16 protein-coding genes are annotated in these 17,394 nt (G+C 35.0%); 10 read left to right on the top strand and 6 right to left on the bottom strand.

Annotated elements, in window-relative coordinates; genetic code table 11:
* The first annotated feature begins 2 nt into the window (after window positions 1–2).
* From RHAB15C_RS04935 to RHAB15C_RS04950, 4 genes are read left to right on the top strand one after another with little or no spacing between them, the layout of a single operon-like run.
* Window positions 3–1,151 (top strand): HrpJ domain-containing protein, encoded by a 1,149-nt coding sequence (locus RHAB15C_RS04935; protein ID WP_194844843.1) that lies wholly within the window; start codon window positions 3–5, stop codon window positions 1,149–1,151.
* Entirely contained in the window at window positions 1,148–1,603 is a 456-nt protein-coding gene (locus RHAB15C_RS04940) for a CesT family type III secretion system chaperone (RefSeq protein ID WP_194844842.1), read from the top strand. The genes RHAB15C_RS04935 and RHAB15C_RS04940 overlap by 4 nt, the downstream gene beginning before the upstream one ends.
* A gap of 6 nt (window positions 1,604–1,609) precedes the next feature.
* Window positions 1,610–3,208, top strand: coding sequence for a 4-alpha-glucanotransferase (locus RHAB15C_RS04945; protein ID WP_194844841.1), 1,599 nt, complete (start codon window positions 1,610–1,612; stop codon window positions 3,206–3,208).
* Window positions 3,205–4,716, top strand: a complete 1,512-nt coding sequence (locus tag RHAB15C_RS04950; protein ID WP_194844840.1) for a transglutaminase family protein — start codon at window positions 3,205–3,207, stop codon at window positions 4,714–4,716. Before RHAB15C_RS04945 ends, RHAB15C_RS04950 begins: the two co-directional genes overlap by 4 nt.
* A 4-nt stretch (window positions 4,717–4,720) precedes the next feature.
* Here the strand turns inward: RHAB15C_RS04950 and RHAB15C_RS04955 are convergent, their stop codons facing one another.
* Both RHAB15C_RS04955 and RHAB15C_RS04960 read right to left on the bottom strand, forming a co-directional pair.
* Window positions 4,721–5,107, bottom strand: a complete 387-nt coding sequence (locus RHAB15C_RS04955; protein ID WP_194844839.1) for a hypothetical protein — start codon at window positions 5,105–5,107, stop codon at window positions 4,721–4,723.
* A 301-nt stretch (window positions 5,108–5,408) separates the two neighbouring features.
* Window positions 5,409–6,497 (bottom strand): hypothetical protein, encoded by a 1,089-nt coding sequence (locus RHAB15C_RS04960; RefSeq protein WP_194844838.1) that lies wholly within the window; start codon window positions 6,495–6,497, stop codon window positions 5,409–5,411.
* A 187-nt stretch (window positions 6,498–6,684) separates the two neighbouring features.
* On the opposite strand from RHAB15C_RS04960, the gene RHAB15C_RS04965 reads away from it, so the two are divergent.
* Window positions 6,685–7,167, top strand: coding sequence for a hypothetical protein (locus tag RHAB15C_RS04965; RefSeq protein ID WP_194844837.1), 483 nt, complete (start codon window positions 6,685–6,687; stop codon window positions 7,165–7,167).
* A gap of 8 nt (window positions 7,168–7,175) precedes the next feature.
* Here RHAB15C_RS04965 and RHAB15C_RS04970 read toward each other — a convergent pair whose 3' ends face one another.
* On the bottom strand, window positions 7,176–8,468 hold the full coding sequence (locus tag RHAB15C_RS04970) for a hypothetical protein (protein WP_220716029.1): 1,293 nt from the start codon (window positions 8,466–8,468) through the stop codon (window positions 7,176–7,178).
* Between the two features lie 145 nt (window positions 8,469–8,613).
* On the opposite strand from RHAB15C_RS04970, the gene RHAB15C_RS04975 reads away from it, so the two are divergent.
* Window positions 8,614–11,223, top strand: a complete 2,610-nt coding sequence (locus RHAB15C_RS04975) for an ATP-dependent Clp protease ATP-binding subunit (protein WP_194844835.1) — start codon at window positions 8,614–8,616, stop codon at window positions 11,221–11,223.
* Here the strand turns inward: RHAB15C_RS04975 and RHAB15C_RS04980 are convergent.
* The 3 genes from RHAB15C_RS04980 to sthA all read right to left on the bottom strand — a co-directional run bounded on the left by RHAB15C_RS04980 (window position 11,195) and on the right by sthA (window position 14,382).
* Window positions 11,195–12,406, bottom strand: a complete 1,212-nt coding sequence (locus tag RHAB15C_RS04980; RefSeq protein WP_194844834.1) for an MFS transporter — start codon at window positions 12,404–12,406, stop codon at window positions 11,195–11,197. The two genes, RHAB15C_RS04975 and RHAB15C_RS04980, sit on opposite strands and share 29 nt — an antisense overlap.
* Before the next feature lie 88 nt (window positions 12,407–12,494).
* The gene (locus RHAB15C_RS04985; RefSeq protein ID WP_194844833.1) at window positions 12,495–12,959 is read right to left on the bottom strand and encodes a hypothetical protein; all 465 of its coding nucleotides are present in this window, start codon (window positions 12,957–12,959) and stop codon (window positions 12,495–12,497) included.
* Complete coding sequence (sthA, locus tag RHAB15C_RS04990; protein ID WP_194844832.1) at window positions 12,937–14,382, bottom strand: Si-specific NAD(P)(+) transhydrogenase; 1,446 nt, start codon at window positions 14,380–14,382, stop codon at window positions 12,937–12,939. The genes RHAB15C_RS04985 and sthA overlap by 23 nt, the downstream gene beginning before the upstream one ends.
* 111 nt (window positions 14,383–14,493) lie before the next feature.
* Here sthA and rpmB point away from each other — a divergent pair, with 111 nt between their 5' ends.
* The 4 genes from rpmB (at window position 14,494) to truA (ending at window position 17,388) form a co-directional block, all read left to right on the top strand.
* Window positions 14,494–14,769 carry a 50S ribosomal protein L28 gene (gene rpmB, locus RHAB15C_RS04995; protein ID WP_194844831.1) on the top strand — a complete coding sequence of 92 codons (276 nt, stop codon included), beginning with the start codon at window positions 14,494–14,496 and terminating at the stop codon, window positions 14,767–14,769.
* Window positions 14,756–15,796 (top strand): phospholipase D-like domain-containing protein, encoded by a 1,041-nt coding sequence (locus tag RHAB15C_RS05000; RefSeq protein WP_194844830.1) that lies wholly within the window; start codon window positions 14,756–14,758, stop codon window positions 15,794–15,796. The genes rpmB and RHAB15C_RS05000 overlap by 14 nt, the downstream gene beginning before the upstream one ends.
* Window positions 15,797–16,028: 232 nt before the next feature.
* Entirely contained in the window at window positions 16,029–16,628 is a 600-nt protein-coding gene (locus tag RHAB15C_RS05005; protein ID WP_194844829.1) for a MarC family protein, read from the top strand.
* A 7-nt stretch (window positions 16,629–16,635) separates the two neighbouring features.
* Window positions 16,636–17,388 (top strand): tRNA pseudouridine(38-40) synthase TruA, encoded by a 753-nt coding sequence (gene truA, locus RHAB15C_RS05010; protein WP_194844828.1) that lies wholly within the window; start codon window positions 16,636–16,638, stop codon window positions 17,386–17,388.
* Window positions 17,389–17,394 lie beyond the last annotated feature (6 nt).

Below are 17,394 nucleotides of genomic sequence, written 5' to 3' on the forward strand. Positions count from 1 at the left end.
TTATGGCAGATCCAAATCATATTGATGGTGTTTCTCGTAGCGATGCTGCTAAAGCGCAAAAAGCAGCTGAAGTTGAAATGGCTAATCAGAAAGCAGCTGTTATACAAGAAGCTAGTGAAGATTTACAAGAATGGACAGAAGAAGGTGCTTTTCTACCTGGTTTTATGAGAAAAGCAGAAAGTTTAGAAACAAGATTAAGAAAATCTCCTAAAGAAGAGCGTTCAGAAAAAAAAGAACAGGTTAGAGAAATAGAGCAAATCGAAGAGATCAGCGAGGAATTTCAGCAAAGAAATCCAGAACTGCAAGCAAGAGCTCTTAGACTTTTGCGCTCAAGACTACAAGAAGAAGATACTGCTGAGGATATACAGAGAAAAGTTGCAGAAATTTACCCCGATCATTTCCTAGCTGATGAAGCTTTGGATTTCGTCCTTCGAACATCTACAGGAGAATTGTCTAAACAAGCAGCACTTGCTAGAGAACAATTAAATCATTTTTACAGTCGAGAAATTAAAGCTGGGAAAAACATAGCAGCGCAGGTACAAGAATTCTCTATTCAAGGCCTAGAAACCTCGATCGGTCTGCGTGCTCTATACCGAGAAATCACAGGGAATCCCAGAGATTGCAATACGCTTTTTAATACGCTTTTATCCATGTTTAAATATGATAAAATGAAATTGGTCATTGCTTTTATCCTCCATTCATTAGGCAGCGATCTAAAAGCAAAAGGCTCTTCCATTGATCGTGGAGAACTGCATAATTTACTCACGGAAGCGCGTAAATTACAAGCCATTTTGGGGATTTTCCAGTTTTTTGAATCTCGTATGGCTTTCATTGCTTCTGAATTTAAACGCCAAGGGCTCACTCTATCGGATTTACTAACTTTTGAAGAACTAGCCAAACAATTTATGGAGATTCTGCAAGATCGTTATCCTTCGGGAGATAAAATTCTTCAGCAATATCTCAAAAAATGGATGTTAGCTATTACAGGAGACATTACCCTTCTCTCTTTGTATCACAGAGCTCTAAGAGAAACGAGTGGAAGACTATACAGATCCAATCAGCATAGACAAGAGCTTAGCAATGCTATGGTCGAAGGATTAGAAGATCTGTATGATCTGTTAGAAGATGATGAAGGAGAAAAAGAATCATGATGGATCCATTTGCTCAATTATTAAATGATCTAAGCTTATTATTGGATACACATCTCTCTCCTGACAAACGAGGAGCCTGTAAACTCAATATAGATGATGCCCTGCATATACAGTTAGAGCCTGACTCTAACAGAGAAAAACTCCTCTTCTTTTGTTTTCTATCTGAAATCCCTCCTGGAAAATTTCGTGAAAATGTCTTAAGAGATGCACTGAAAACCAATGCAGATCTTAATACACAAGGAATACTTGGGTTTTCTGAGCGCAATAATCAATTGGTTTTATTTGCTAACCTTAATTTCCCTTCTTTAACAGCAAGAGAGGTTTTAGATTTTCTTCATCTATTTATGGCAAAAGCTCAAACCTGGAAACAAGCTATTGCAACAGGCCAGACTAGTAACCTTTGCCCCGAACCTCTACAAAAACCAATAAGCCCCTTTGACATAAAACCTTAAAAAATTATGAATCCTCTCTCTTCTATTACAGCTAAACAATGGGAAAAAATTGCTGTTAAACATCACCATGGAATCAATTTACCCCTTTCTGCTTTGCACAGTGCACAAAGCTGTGGAATTGGTGAATTTTTTGACCTAATTCCTATTATTGATTGGTGTAAACAGATGAAGTTCGATGTAATTCAATTACTTCCTTTAAATACTACGGACAATGATCCTAGTCCCTATAACCCTAATTCCTCCTGCGCTTTGAGCTTTATCTATCTTTCCTTGTATGCCCTTCCTCTTATGGAAAAAATCTCAGATCTCAAAGAAAAGCTCAATGATTTTCATAAGTTTAATTTAAGCCCTAAGATATCTCATGCAGATGTATTAGCTCATAAACTACTTTGGTTACGCGCTTATTTTGATGCGGTGGGAGATGAAATTACAAACAGTCCTGCATTCTTGCAATTTTGCAATGAAAATCATTGGGTACAATCTTATGCTCTATTTAAGGTCTTAAAAGATCAACTAGGCAATACCCCTTGTGTTACTTGGCCACAAGAATTGCAATTTCTATCTAAAGAAAAACGAGAAGAATTACTTGCTAAACACAGTGTGGAAATACTTTTTTACAGCCTTCTACAGTTTCTCTGTTACGAGCAATTAAAAAAAGTAAAAGCCCATGCAGATGAATGTCATGTTTTATTGATGGGAGATATTCCTATTTTAATTAGCAAAGAAAGCGTCGACGTATGGCAATATCCAGAATATTTTGATTTGAATTTTGCAGCAGGGGCTCCCCCTGACATATTTAATCCAGATGGGCAATATTGGGGATTTCCTCTTTTTCGTTGGGATGCACTGCGCAAGAACCAGTTTGATTGGTGGATCAAACGTTTGAAGTTTACGGAGAATTTTTTTGATATTTTCCGTATTGACCATGTTTTAGGATTTTTTCGCATTTGGGCTATTCCTTTAAACCATCCAGCTCAAGAGGGTTATTTTATTCCTGCAAATGAAGCGCAAGCTTCCATACAAGGACAAGAAATGCTCAAAACCCTTATTTCAAATACGACAATGCTCCCTATTGCAGAGGACTTAGGAGTTGTAGCTAGTTTTATACGTCCTTGCTTAAAAGAATTGGGCATTTGCGGTACTAAAGTCCTTCGTTGGGAAAGAAAATGGGAAGAAAATGGCAGCTTTATCCCCTTTGAAGACTATACCCCGATTAGTTTAACCACGGTCTCTACTCATGATTCAGAAACGCTCACATTATGGTGGCAAGAGTGCCCTGAAGAAGCAAAACTCTTTGCAGCTACAAAAAACTGGACGTATTCCCCTTTATTATCACAAAAGCAACGCTTAGAGATCTTATGGGACAGTCATCACACTCCTAGCCTATTTCATATCAATTTACTACAAGAGTATTTAAGTCTATTTCCTGGTTTAAGTTGGGATAATCCTCTAGAGGACCGCATCAATGTCCCTGGCAAAATATTATCAACAAACTGGACCTTTCGCTTTCGCCCTTCTGTAGAGACACTAATCTCCCATCAAGGACTTAGCTTTATCTTGCAAAATTTAGCATTCTCTGCAATTCCTCCCACGGAGGTTCTATGAAAATCCTTTTGTTGTTTTTTCTTATCATCGGTTGCTATGGACATACCAATCAACTTAAAGCACTATATAATAGCCTAGATCCTAAATCTGTCATGCAGCATGTAGCTTTTTATGAGCTCTATCCAGATTCCAAAGAGGGACAAGCAGCGCTTAAGCGCGCTTGGCAGCTCTTAAGCCAAGGAATGCTTCATCAACAAAATACGCCATTACCTACCTTTGATCTAAAGGAAATTATCTCTCTTATTACCAGACAATCCTTTGAACCAAAAGTAATGCTCAACCAAGAACAACTCCAACTGATCCAAACCATTGCTCATAATTTAGCAAATCGTAAAAAAAAGGGGATGTCTTTTACCAGCAGGGAAGATGTTCTTAAAACCCCTTCAGAAGAAATCGACCTTGCACGAGCATTGTTGCTTTTTCAATCAGATACAGAAGATCTGGAGTATATTAAACAATATGAAACCATGTTAGACCTAATGGCTCTTCAGATTTTAACACACCTCTCTTTCAATTCTTCTGATCTAGAAAAGATCCGTGCATTAAATGACTTTATCTTCCAACAAATGCAATTTCGTTTCCCTCCTCATTCTTTATATGCACACGATATCGATCTATATACTTTTCTACCTTCTGTGCTAGATAATCGCCAAGGAGTATGCTTAGGAGTTTCTATCCTCTATTTATGTTTAGCCCAAAGATTGGATCTCAATTTAGACATTATCACTCCACCTGGCCATATCTATCTAAGCTATTCTGATAAAGAACGTGCGATTAATATTGAAACAACTTCTAGAGGCATTGATCTGCCTTCCGAGGACTATCTAGGAATTAATACCCGTAGCTTACAAAAACGCACGATTAAAGAAGTTATCGGTTTAGCTTTTATCAACCAAGCGTCTGTATTCTGGCAAAAAGATGACTACCAACAAGCCATAAACCTATATAAAAAAGCTCAATTATTTTTACCTCAAGACCCCCTACTTAAAATGTTTTTAGCAATCAACTATCTATTGATAGGAGAAAAAGCTCAGGGGAAAAAAATATTGCAAGAAATTCGAAATCTGACTTTTGAAGAATCTGTATCATCTGAAACAATTCCAGAAGATTATCTAAAAAAAAGAGTAGATATAGAAGGCATTCGCGCTGTATTTTTAAGCGTTGATGAAACCAGAGATTCCATCATATACAAACAAAAAACATTAAAAGAAGTGCTAAAGCGTTTCCCTAAATACCGCGCTGGAATTTTTCAATTAGCTACCACCTGGCTACAACTTAATCGTTCGATGGAGGCTATGCAAACATTAGAGACCTATTATGCATTAGATTCCACTAATGCCACCGTTGCTTATTATTTAACCATTCTATCCCTACAACGTCTTGATTTTAATCGAGCTTGGAAATATTGGCATCAAGCCAACAGACTTACTCAAGAGAGAGATCATCGTCCTAAAGTGCTTAAAGAATTACACGTTCACTTAAAGCGACTCTGCCCTGATCCTCTATAGAAATTTAAAGACCAATCAACTTTTTCTTCGTAACGTTTACATCTTTATCCAAGTTCATTTCTTTAGCCCAGTTATCAAGATTCTCTGTACTACATCTAATCTTTAGTTCTTCTTCTCCAAAATAAGAAGGAGATTCTACAAATTCTCCGGTTAATTCAGGAGATAAAATACGTAGAACAAGTTGAGTTATTCTGTTTACAAATGGCATATATAAAGGAGTCTCCTTTACTGTTAAAAGAGAAGCCTTGATTACCTTATTGCATTTATTTTTGTAACTCACAGAGTTTTTAAAAATAGCTGTTATATAATTATATACTGATGACCAATTGCTCTTGGCCATTATATGGCAAAAACCATTAAATTCCATTTCATTATCTAATACACAAGCCATGTTTGCTCTCTTATTAGTTAATTCAGTTAGTCATTACATAGATTTTTTAGATTAAATTCTATTTAAAAATGGAATTCAAATAAGAATAAGAAAAAAACAAGTAATATAAAACAATACTAAAACTTTTATTACAACAAATCATTTGGGTTTTCAATATTTGGATCATCGAATGCAAAAACTCATCATTTTGAAATCTGAATATTCTGTAAAAACCAAGGTATTTGTGTAAGGAAAAGACACATAAAAAAATGAGGCTGTCTTACTTGATAAGAATTTATATTTTCTCTGTCCGTGCTAAAAGTTAAATCTCCGCTGAAGTTATCTGGTTAAAATCTATTTCTTTCATACCAAAGCTAACAAATCGACCGGTTAAAGAAGGCGTGGCTATTTTTTGCAAAGCAGTATCTAAAGAGGAGCCTTTTACAGTAGAAAATACATGATTATAACCTTTTTGTGGCATGTTTTGCTCTTTAAAACTTGGCTTTGCATGTAGAAGTTTCATGGGTTTACTCTCCCCTGTTTTTCTATTCATTACTTGATAATCTTTTAATCCTTTGTTAGACACAAAACTTAAATATTCTTTTTTCATAAGTCTGTTTTCACAGAATTTTTCTTGTATAACTTTGTAATGATCTTGAACTTGTTGTGCACTTAATTTATACTGATTAAAATGTGTCGTTTCCAATAAACCTGAAAAAAAACTGCGTTGCACGCTAATTCGAGCAGATTTAGACATTTTTCCATCTAGTTCATCCATACACACCCCAAAACCTCTTTTACACTGTAAAATCCGCCAAGCCCCTTTTTTTATAAGAGCTGTGGGAAGGTGTTCTCCTCTATGATTTTCTCCTACTTTTAAATCGCAAACATACCAAGCCTTGATTGGATTCCCATTATGTGTCTTTAATGTTCTTAATACACAACAGCCTACTGCTGCAATTTCTCCTTTTTTTCTGAAAAAAACTCTCTCCTCTCCCTTGACTATTTTTGTAATCTTTTTATCTTTTTTGCATTGTGCAATATAAAAATAGACGGAGTTGGATTCACTCAACATATCAAAAAAACCACAATATCCCTTTGCATTACCTTTTCCATGTTCAATTTTAAAGCACTGATCACTATAAGAATAATAAATCTCTTGTTCAAACTCTTGTAGTCTTTTTGTCAGATCCAAAGAGATCTCTTTGCTCGTAACGCAAAAAATTTTGTACTCAGAAGGAGTAATTGCACTTCTTATTGACTTTTGAAAGTTTCTAAAAGCAGTGGATACTCGTCTAAAAGAGATGGAAGGACACTGATATGTTTTTAAGCCCAAATAAGACTTTTCTAAGGTCGCATGATCTGGTAAAAAATCAGAAAATCTAGTGGAATCGAAAGATTGATAACGCATACTTTACACTCTAGTTATTTTAAAGAAAAAAATTTATATGATGTAAACATATTTTAAGTCTATAAGATTCTAAAATAACTTTGACTTAATAGTTTACTCATCTTCTTTATGAATCGAATAAATTTTTGTTGAAAAATCCTCTTAAAATAAGGTACAAACAAGAAAAGCTAAAAACAAGAGAGGTTTTATGTATTTTTTTCTTCTAAGCAGTTTAGTGTGCATTCCTTGTTTATTATGTGCAAATATCATATTAGATAAGGCTATGAATCCAGAAGATCAGCGTAAAACCGGTGTAACAAAGCTGAACCGCAAACAAAAACTGGCTCTAGAATCTTGGTTAAATGATCATTTTATAGTTAAGGAAGAGCATAGCTCTCAAGACAAAGAACCTCTTTCTCTATCGATTAACATAGACAATGGACAAAAATTAGAACTTTCTGATGGCTCTATTTGGGAAATACATCCTCAGGATGTTGACATTTCTGCAGTTTGGATTACTCCCTTTCCTTTACAAATAGAAAAAAGCACAAATCCCACCTATCCATTCTTATTGAAAAACACGAGGACTCAAATGAGTGTAAGAGCTAGAAAAAGCAGCTCCAATCCTATGCTAAAACCAAAAGAACCTGTAAGAAAGAACACTATGCCTTATCAAGAAGAATTTAAATAAGATTTTAATTAATGAAGTATACGATTTGCCAAACTGCTTACAATTGCAGAAATAGCTTTACTTGGCCAAAAAAGAGCCCCTAAATACTCTAAACCGCTATTACATGTTTTATATACTAACACGCTAGAAATTCTTTGCTGTATAAATTCTTTTACTTTTATTTTGCTTCCACACATATGAGCTCCTATATAAGCAAAAGTGCTTACAGCAACTTGGTTAAGCAAGCTATTGATTATAATCATATGCAATAATGAATGTTCCTCTTGTTCTTCTTCAGCACAGTTAGCCGCTAAAGCATAAGAAGCTGTTGCTATTGTTGCATTTTGCGAAAAAAGCACATTTTCTTGGGAAAAACTTATCATACTTTTCAATGAACTCATTAAATAAGGCACACCATCAATGGTTATCAATGGAGTGGCTACCGACCCTAATGTTATGATTGTAGGAGAAACTACTTTAGTCACTAAAGGATTGTTTTTGATTGTATCTTTAGCAAAAACCCTATCCTCTTCGTCTATAGGTTTATTTACATCTTTTTGATATTCTTTTAAAAGACTTTGCAGCTCATTTATAGATTCACGCGCGTTTACCAACATACAACATTCATCCCCTGACAAATCTATTTTTCTTACTATAAACGCCCGCACTCCCTTATCAATAAGTTTTAGCTGCTTTGTCATGCTTTCTACATCTGATGGAGTAAAAGTTTTAGACAGCTTAAAATGAGGAATCTCAAAATGTTGTAAGCATGCCAACAGAGATTCTAGTTTTTCTGTAACCCTTCTTTCACCTTTATTTCTATTAGTAAGATTTAAGAATTCTTGAGGAAAGAATTTTTGTGTCATTTGCAATGAAGGATCTATTAATTTTCCAAAATCTACTCGATCTAAAGAAGGAAGTGCTTCTATAGAGAGTTTTCGATGGGTCATTTTTTCCAAAAACCGGCCTGCTTGATCTACTACTCTTTCTACTAAACCACCTACTTTACTATTCAGTTGCTTATAAAGCATGACTATCTCTTTAAGATAGATATCCTCCATCAAAGGATTAGGGCCTTTAAGAGGTTCTACTATAACTTCTTGTTGTGTAAGAGGTGGAGAATCGTTTACAATCACTCTTTTTATAAAGAGATTCTTTACTAAAAAAGGAGATTTTACTACTTTTTTTAAACACAGGTCAGATATCTTAGCTGTTGCCTTGCAAGCTCTTAGCACTTGATAGCCGCTTTGATTTACCCCTGTGGCTAAAACAGCCTTAGTTCTATTGAAGTTAGATGTAATTGTATTAAAATAAAAAACCATAATAACATTATGGCATATTATTTTCATTTTTTAATATGAAAAACTAATGAATTTAATAAATTAGTTTTAAAAAAATAAAATTTGACAAAAAAACTGGTTTATTTCTTTAAATTAGTCAGAAATTTTAAGTTAAGGATCATTAAGAATGCCTAACCAATTTACAGAAAAGGTTCAACAAGCTTTTGAAACAGCCCTTCGTTATGCTCAAAAGCATTTAGATACAGAGGTTACCGAAAACCATTTATTATATTCTTTTTTTGAAAATATAGAGAGTTTTTTTCACTCTATTGCTCTTTCCTTGGAATTAAACCCGAAAATACTTCTTGGTCAGCTGGAAGATGTGTTGAGCAAACTCCCTAAGTTTACTAAAACAGGCACAGAACCTTCTTTTTCCTCTTCATTACAAAAAACACTGAAAAACGCTCAAGAACTTGCTGATAAGTGGAGAGATTCCTACATAAGCAGTGAGCATTTTTTTTATGCTTTCTGGCAATCTACCCAAGAACCCTTTGCTAGCTGGAAAAAGTCATCCAAGCTATCATTAGAACAATTAGAAAACTATCTCAAAAATTTAAGGGGTAATATGCATAGTGATTCTCCTACAGCAGAAGATCAATACAATGCACTAGAAAAATACTGCAAAAACCTCACTCAATTAGCTAAAGAAGGAAAATTAGATCCAGTAATTGGCAGAGATGAAGAAATCAGACGCACTATGCAAGTTCTGAGTAGGCGTACGAAAAATAACCCCTTATTGATTGGAGAGCCAGGTGTTGGGAAAACCGCTATAGCAGAAGGATTAGCTCTACGAATTGTTCAAGGAGACGTTCCAGATGTCTTGAAAAACAGAGAACTCTTTGCCTTAGACATGGGTAGCTTAATTGCAGGCACTAAATTTCGCGGAGAATTTGAAGAGCGGTTAAAAAGCATTTTAAAAAAAGTGGAAGAAGCTGAAGGACAAATCATTCTATTCATTGATGAAATGCATACGCTGATTGGAGCAGGCGCTTCAGAAGGAGCAATGGATGCAGCCAATTTGTTAAAACCTGCTCTAGCAAGAGGAACACTGCATTGTATTGGAGCTACAACTCTTAGTGAATATAAAAAATATATCGAAAAAGATGCTGCTTTAGAAAGACGTTTCCAGTCCATTCTTGTTCAAGAGCCCTCATTAGAAGATGCCATTGCTATTTTAAGAGGATTGCGTGAGCGTTATGAAATTCACCATGGGGTTAGAATTACAGAAGAAGCACTACATGCAGCTGTGTTTTTATCGGCTCGTTATATTTCTGATCGCTATTTACCTGATAAAGCTATCGATTTAATCGATGAAGCAGCCAGTGTGATCCGTATGCAAATCAGCTCTTGTCCTTTACCGATAGATATTAAGGAAAGAGAGCTATCTTCTCTCATCGTAAAACAAGAAGGATTAAAACGAGAAAACTCCCCTCTTGCCCAAGCAGAGGGGAAAAAAATCCAAGAGTTAATTGCGCAAATTAAAGAAGAACTCTCCCTTTTAACTAATGAATGGAACTTAGAAAAGCAATTTATCGAACAAGTAAAACAAAAGAAAAATGCTTTAGAAAATCTTCGCTTTCAAGAGCAAGAAGCAGAGCGTAAGTTCGACTACAATAAAGCTGCAGAGATAAAATATAGTCTAATTCCACAAATGACACAAGAATTAGACCAAGCTCAATCGAGCTTGAAAGAACTTCCACATCGACTTTTGCAAGAGGAGGTAGATGCTCCTTTAATTACAGAAATCGTAGCTAAATGGACAGGTATTCCTGTGCAAAGAATGCTAGGAGAAGAAAAGATGCGCCTTTTGCATCTAGAAACTTTGCTTAATGAAAAAGTTGTAGGACAATCTTTTGCAGTAAAAGCAATTAGTGAGGCCATTCGTCGATCCAGGTCTGGTTTAAATGATCCTGAAAGGCCCATTGGTGCTTTTTTATTTATGGGACCAACAGGAGTAGGCAAAACAGAGCTTGCTAAAGCACTCGCTGAAATTCTCTTTGATCAAGCAGATGCGCTATTGCGCTTTGATATGTCTGAGTACATGGAAAAGCAATCAACAGCAAAATTAATTGGATCTCCTCCTGGCTATATCGGTTATGAAGAAGGAGGACAGTTAACCGAAAAGTTGCGCCGTCATCCCTATGCTGTGGTTTTATTTGATGAAATCGAAAAGGCACATAGAGAGGTCTTTAACATATTATTACAAGTTTTTGATGAAGGCCATATTACAGATAGCAAAGGCAGAAAAGTAAATTGTAAGAATGCACTATTTATTATGACTTCTAACTTAGGGTCCGAGATATTAAATACACATCTTCAAACACAAACAAAACAACCTTCCAAAGAAGGTCTTCTTCAAATATTAGAGCCTGTTTTAAAGGCTCACTTTCCCCCAGAGTTTCTCAATCGCTTGGATGAAATACTCCCCTTCTTACCTCTGCAAGAAAAAGATATGGAACAAATTGTAGAGCTTCAACTTCAAAAAGTAAAAGAGCGTTTAGCAGAAAAAGAAGTAGAATTGGATTATACAAATGAGATAAAAGCACTACTTGCTAAAACAGGCTATGATCCTATTTACGGAGCACGTCCTTTGAAACGCTTAATTCAAAAAGAAGTAGTCAATCTGCTTTCTAATGCTATTTTAGAAGAAAAAATACCTAGTCATTCCAAAGTTACATTAACCGTGGATAAAAATGGATTCATCGTGCTCAAAAATCTTGCAAGTGAGTCAAAGTAGTCACTTTAATTTTTGCAATTTTTGCAACAAATAAAAGACCTATTAAACAAAGGCTTCCACCAAAAACGAGTACGAATACACTGCCAAAAAGCTGACATAAGAGCCCTCCTAATAAAGGCATAACAATCCCTCTTATCCCAATTAATAAAATATTAACCCTTGTAAAAGGAGAACTATCATGCTCTCCTGCAAAAATTGTACCAGAGAGGTTCCAAGTCAAATGACTGCCTGCTTGAGCTACCCCATACAACATAAAACCTAAATAGAGAAAAGCAATATGTATTTGAGCAAAAAGGAGCATAATAGGGAAAATTCCCATTCCAATCAGAACCCACAAGCTGAGCTTAAGAAAATTGCACACTCTCAATCCTTTTTTCCATAAAAAAGTAGATCCTGCTACACCTAGAGCCATAAAAACAAAGCGAGCTGTTGCCATATTTGTATAAGATAAACATAAGGTATCTACATAAAAACTAGAAAATGCAGGTCCCATTAGCATTAAGGCGCTACCTCCAAACATAAAAATCCATTGTAGGTAGCGAAAATTCTTATGTTTATGCAACAAGTAATAGCTTTCTTTCCAAGGCTTTATAGAATTGGACTGTTCCATTTCCTTTTCCTCTATCACAGGAATTCTTCTAAAAAATAAAATGCTGCTTAGTCCAATGAGCGAGGCACAAGAAAATAGGGTCTTCCAGTCCATAATGTGAGAGCGCAGAAGGTGAGCAAATAAAAGCCCTAAAATACCTGATTCTATAAAACCGAAGAGGTAATAGAGAGAAAAAGCATCCTCTCTTGGTTTTTTAGGAATATTACATTTAATGATTTCCATTAAGGAAGGAATAGCAGCTCTACTGAATAATTGATAAGAAGCTGCGGCAAATAAAAAAAAAGAAAAATTTTCTATCCAAGGCAAAAAAACAAAGGGTAAATAGGTTAAAAAGAAAGCACCTACTAAATTAGCTATTAAGTGAGATCTCCCTTTTTTAAAATAAGCACTCCAGCAAAAAGAAAGAAGGGATAGAACAGGACGTAGGGTAAGAAAAATAGAAAGCTGCAATACATTTGCCACATATTCTTTACGCAAAATGAATGGCAATAGGGTATATAATGACACAAGAGGTTCACTAGCAAGATTTGTCCAAAGCATGGCTAAACGCGTTTGAGGACAGCCTTTTGTCATGGGTAAAATAGTTCTCCGATAAAAAAAATTTAAACCTATTTTACCATAGCTATTAGGTTTCTCTCTAGGAAATACCAACTAGAAATTATCACTTATTTTTTTGAAAAAAATCGCTAAATTGTGAGCGCAGAGAAGAAGGTATCACTTCTTCAATTCCTGATTTATCATACATTAAAAAATATGTACAAGCAATCATAATCCCAAACGCAGGATTAAATAAGGCAATGAACAAAGAAATCCCACAAACCAAAGCTCTTTTTATAGTAAGCCGAGCTGTCGCATTAAGCTTAAAGAAACCTTTAACCTTACCTAAACTAAGCAACATGCCAACTCCTGATATAATAAATAATAAAAGCGCATAAATAATCCAAAGACAATCTCCCAAAAACAAAAGCACAAAAAACAATCGCGCTAAAATCGCTGAAAAGAGACGATCTTTTTGCTTAAGCGGCTTATCTACAGACTCTTCTATATTTTCAAACAATTCCTTACTTGAAGAGGAATCTTCTGTAGATTCTACTTTTGTTACTTCAGAAATATCGTAAATTGCCATGATATCCTACTTTTTGTGCTTGGGTCTTGTTAAAACCATTTAGAGCTGCAATGCGATAGCCTTCCGCATAAGTCGGATAGTTAAACACTTGATCGATAAAATAATCAATCTTTGCGTTAAAGCTCATTGCTACTTGCCCGATATGAATCAACTCTGTGGCCGCTCGACCTATAATATGAATTCCTAAAATTTCTAATGTATCTGCATGAAATAAAATTTTAAACATACCTGGATCATTTCCAATGATCTGATTTTTAGCAATTTCGTAATAGTAAGCTCTACCAATCTCATATCTAAAATTAAGTTCTTTAAGCTGATTTTCAGTATAACCACATGAAGAAATTTCTGGAATTGTATAAATACCAATTGGGTAGAAATCAGGAAAATGATGAGTTTTTGCACCAAAAGCATTTCGAGCCGCTAATCTACCTTGCTCCATGCTAGTAGAAGCAAGAGCTGCTCCTCCAATAACGTCTCCTACAGCATAAATATTGCGCAGAGTTGTGTGATCAGATTTTTTTACTTGAAAAAGAGCATTAACAGGAATATAGCCAAATTTATCAATAGAGATTCCCAGGTTCTCAATATGCAAATGCTCCACATTCGCACTCCTTCCCAAGGCATACAATAATACCTCTGCTTGTACATGCGTTTGATCTTTAAAAGTGACTTTTACAAAATCATCTTTCTTCTCAATCGTATCTAATTCTTTATTCCCTAACATTTTAAGACCAATTGCATTTAAAGATTTTTGTAGATGCAAGCCTATTTCTGAGTCTAAAAGAGGCAAGAGATGAGCTTTTTTATCGATAACCGTCACTTTTGTTCCTAAAGCAGCAAAAAAACTAGCATACTCAGAACCAATAATCCCTCCTCCTAATACAAGAAGAGTTTTTGGTAAATGTTCAATAGAAAGCAATCGAGTGGAATCTAAAATTTTTTGATTATCAAAGGGAACAGCATTAGGATTACGTGGTCTAGAACCAGTTGCTATCAAAAAATATTGTCCTTCTACTCTATATAAAATCTTTTTATCTAGACTAAGTACATCGACATAATGCATATCCTTAAAGCAAGCTGTTCCATGAATGACTTGAATATGATTTTTTTCAAATTGTTTTAATAAAATCTTTCTTTGTTCTTCTAAAACAAACGTAAGTCGATAATTTAAGTCATTAATGGAAACCTCCTTTAATGGACAATTTTGCCCATAAAAACTTCTTTTGTAAAAGTCTGTAAGGTCTAAAATAGCTTCTCTTAAAGATTTAGATGGAATTGTGCCAGAGTTTAAAGATGCGCCTCCCAACACAGAATCTTTTTCAATAACAACAACTTTTTTACCCATTTTTGAAGCTTGAATCGCTGCTTTTTGTCCAGCAGGACCAGATCCAATTACGACAAAATCTGCATATATTTCTTTCACACTTTTCTCCTAGAAGTTAAATTCAGCCTAGCAATCTGAAATATTCTTGTTCAATAAGTTTTAAGTTGTTAAGATCTTTTCTTTTATAAGAATCACAGGAGTAAAGGAAAGATGTCTAAAAGATGTCAAGTCACTGGTAAGCGCCCTGTTCGAGGAAAATCCTATGCGATTCGTGGAATTCCAAAGAAAAAAAAAGGGATTGGCTTAAAGGTTACAGGAATTAAAAAACGTCGTTTTCAACCGAATTTAATTAAAAAACGTTTATGGTTTGCAGAAGAAAATCGTTTTATTAGCTTAACCTTGTCAGTAAACGCTCTGCGTACAATTAATAAAAATGGCTTGCCTTCTATTGTTCGTCAACTTCGCAAAAAAGGTGAAAAGCTTTAAAAGTTTTTTTACTAGGCGTAACCTATCAGGCTTTCTCTTTTTTAGAGTCTCCCTCTCCTTCCTGATAGGTAGCCTTTCTCTATTTTTTATTTGGCTTGTATTTGCTTCTACTACTACCACTTTCCCTTCCATTGAAAATCCTTTAATTTTTTATTCTAATCAAACAAGAGATGATATTAAATCTGTATTTTATCGATCGATTAAAGAGGCTAAATCGCATGTTTATTTAAGCATCTATGGGCTAACAGATACTAGCTTAATTCATATACTCAAGCAAAAAGGATTAAATACTCCGGTTGAAGTTTACTACGATCCTTCAGCATCTCCTAAGCTCAAGAAAAAACTCCATACCATTCGCTTTCTTTATCCAGTCAAAAGCAAAGGATTGATGCATAGGAAGATCCTGATTTTGGACAAAGAATTGGTTTTTTTGGGATCTGCTAATTTTACTCCCTCTTCTCTTCTTTATCATTCTAATCTCGTAATTGGTTTATATCACCCACCACTTGCTAAGTTTTTACAAGACCCTGCTAGCTCCTATTATTCCTTTGAAATAAATCAACAACAAGCTGAGGTTTTTTTCTTACCAACAGCTGGGAAGGAAGCTCTTGCTCGTATATTACAGCTAATCAATCAAGCACAAAAAACAATCGATGTAGCGGCATTTACCCTAACTCATCCTCTCATTTGCGATGCTCTGATCTCTGCAAAAAATCGCAATGTACGCTTACATGTTGTCTTAGATGGCTACAGCGCAAAAGGAGCTAGTAAAAAAGCATTAGAACAGCTAAAAGCCCAAGGAATTTCTGTTTGTGCAAGTCAAGGGGCACATCTACTACACCACAAACTTTGTGTAATAGATCAAGAAATCCTGATTACAGGATCTGCTAACTGGACAAAAGCCGCTTTTAGTAAGAATGCAGACATTTTACTGATTCTTCAACTAAAAGATCTCAAACTCAAAAAATTCCTCAAAAAACTTTGTAAAATCATAAAAGTAGAGTCCAAACTTATCGAAAATAAGTAAGTTTAATGCAGCCTTCTTCCTTTTATCTCTATATTCACACTCTCAGAACTGATTGTTTCTACTTTTGATGCGAATACAAGATATAATGATTAGAAATTCTGATAGAGTCAAAAACTTAACTATAATGGAATTTAAAAAATAATTAATCAGTAATTATATTTTTTTTTAAATCTATAATCGCTTGGAATTTATCAAATGACGTAGACTAAAAAATAAATATGAGGACGGTTTTATGAAGTCTAATCCCCAATTGCTTTCTATGGCGCTTACCTTTTTTTTAATGATCGATTCTATCGGTAATATCCCTTTATTTGCTTCTTTACTTAAAAACTTTGAGCCTAAGAAGCAACAGCGCATCATTCTGCGTGAAATGCTGATTGCTTTAGGGATCATCATTCTTTTTGAACTCTTAGGAGATGTGATTTTAAACTTCATAAATATTAAAACGCCCACTATTATCGTTGCTGGTGGAGTAATTTTGTTTTTAATTGCACTAAAAATGATCTTTCCTCCGCAAACTGAACCTGTAGAAGATGTTGTAGGTAAGGAGCCTTTTATCGTTCCTTTGGCAATCCCTCTAGTAGCAGGGCCTGCTATATTAGCTGCTGTAATGCTATATGCAGGTCAAGCAGAGAACCATTTCAGCATTATTGGTGCTATTTTTATTGCTTGGGCTGCTTCAACATTAATTTTGTTAGGCTCTAGTTATTTAAAAAAACTAATAGGAAAAAGAGGAATTTCTGCTTTAGAGCGCTTAATGGGTTTAATTTTAATTTTAATTGCTATTCAAATGCTCTTAGAAGGAGTCCAGCTGTTTTTAAAAGCGGTTTAAATTTGCTATGATAGAACATAAGCGCAACCTTAAAATGACTATTGCCTACGATGGCTTTCCTTATTTAGGATGGCAGAAAAATAATGTAGGTCCCAGCATTGAGGAAAGTCTGCAAACCGCTCTGCAACAAATCTTGCAAGAAGATGTGGTTTTGTCTGCAGCAAGTAGAACAGATGCTGGAGTGCATGCAAAAGGACAAATAGTTCATTTCCTTACAGCTAGCTCTCTTTGCTTATATAAACTACAAGGATCTCTCAACAGTCTTTTAGATGAAACTATTTCCGTTTTACATATAGAAGAAGCTTCTATGCAGTTTCATTCTACTTTGAACTGCGTTAAAAAAGAATATTGGTATCACGTATGCTTTGGAAAAATACAAAATCCTTTTTTTCGCAGAACTTCTTGGCATTTCCCTCGTTTTTTAGAATTTGATTCTATGCAAAAAGCAGCTCATAGTTTAGTAGGAGAGCATGATTTTTCAGCCTTCTGCAACCAAAGACATAATTGGAATCGCAATGCGATTTGCAATGTGAAAGAGCTATCCATTTTACCGATTTCTAAAGATAGGTTGCGGTTTATCATTCACGGGGATCACTTTCTTTATAAAATGGTTCGTAATTTAGTAGGAACCTTAGTGTATATAGGCTGTTCTAAGCTAGTTGTTAATCAGATCCCCAGTTTTTTAATGAGCAAAGATCGTTCTCATATAGGAATGACAGCCCCTGCTCATGGTTTATTACTAAAAAAAGTATGTTATTAAGGTCAA

Source organism: Candidatus Rhabdochlamydia porcellionis (genome assembly GCF_015356815.2).
GTDB classification, from domain to species: domain Bacteria; phylum Chlamydiota; class Chlamydiia; order Chlamydiales; family Rhabdochlamydiaceae; genus Rhabdochlamydia; species Rhabdochlamydia porcellionis.

Bases quoted from the DNA above. Each gene is read 5' to 3' on its own strand.
- RHAB15C_RS04935 (WP_194844843.1), top strand. From the start codon at position 3: ATGGCAGATCCAAATCATATTGATGGTGTTTCTCGTAGCGATGCTGCT.
- RHAB15C_RS04940 (WP_194844842.1), top strand. From the start codon at position 1,148: ATGATGGATCCATTTGCTCAATTATTAAATGATCTAAGCTTATTATTG.
- RHAB15C_RS04945 (WP_194844841.1), top strand. From the start codon at position 1,610: ATGAATCCTCTCTCTTCTATTACAGCTAAACAATGGGAAAAAATTGCT.
- RHAB15C_RS04950 (WP_194844840.1), top strand. From the start codon at position 3,205: ATGAAAATCCTTTTGTTGTTTTTTCTTATCATCGGTTGCTATGGACAT.
- RHAB15C_RS04955 (WP_194844839.1), bottom strand. From the start codon at position 5,107: ATGGCTTGTGTATTAGATAATGAAATGGAATTTAATGGTTTTTGCCAT.
- RHAB15C_RS04960 (WP_194844838.1), bottom strand. From the start codon at position 6,497: ATGCGTTATCAATCTTTCGATTCCACTAGATTTTCTGATTTTTTACCA.
- RHAB15C_RS04965 (WP_194844837.1), top strand. From the start codon at position 6,685: ATGTATTTTTTTCTTCTAAGCAGTTTAGTGTGCATTCCTTGTTTATTA.
- RHAB15C_RS04970 (WP_220716029.1), bottom strand. From the start codon at position 8,468: ATGGTTTTTTATTTTAATACAATTACATCTAACTTCAATAGAACTAAG.
- RHAB15C_RS04975 (WP_194844835.1), top strand. From the start codon at position 8,614: ATGCCTAACCAATTTACAGAAAAGGTTCAACAAGCTTTTGAAACAGCC.
- RHAB15C_RS04980 (WP_194844834.1), bottom strand. From the start codon at position 12,406: ATGACAAAAGGCTGTCCTCAAACGCGTTTAGCCATGCTTTGGACAAAT.
- RHAB15C_RS04985 (WP_194844833.1), bottom strand. From the start codon at position 12,959: ATGGCAATTTACGATATTTCTGAAGTAACAAAAGTAGAATCTACAGAA.
- rpmB (WP_194844831.1), top strand. From the start codon at position 14,494: ATGTCTAAAAGATGTCAAGTCACTGGTAAGCGCCCTGTTCGAGGAAAA.
- RHAB15C_RS05005 (WP_194844829.1), top strand. From the start codon at position 16,029: ATGAAGTCTAATCCCCAATTGCTTTCTATGGCGCTTACCTTTTTTTTA.
- truA (WP_194844828.1), top strand. From the start codon at position 16,636: ATGATAGAACATAAGCGCAACCTTAAAATGACTATTGCCTACGATGGC.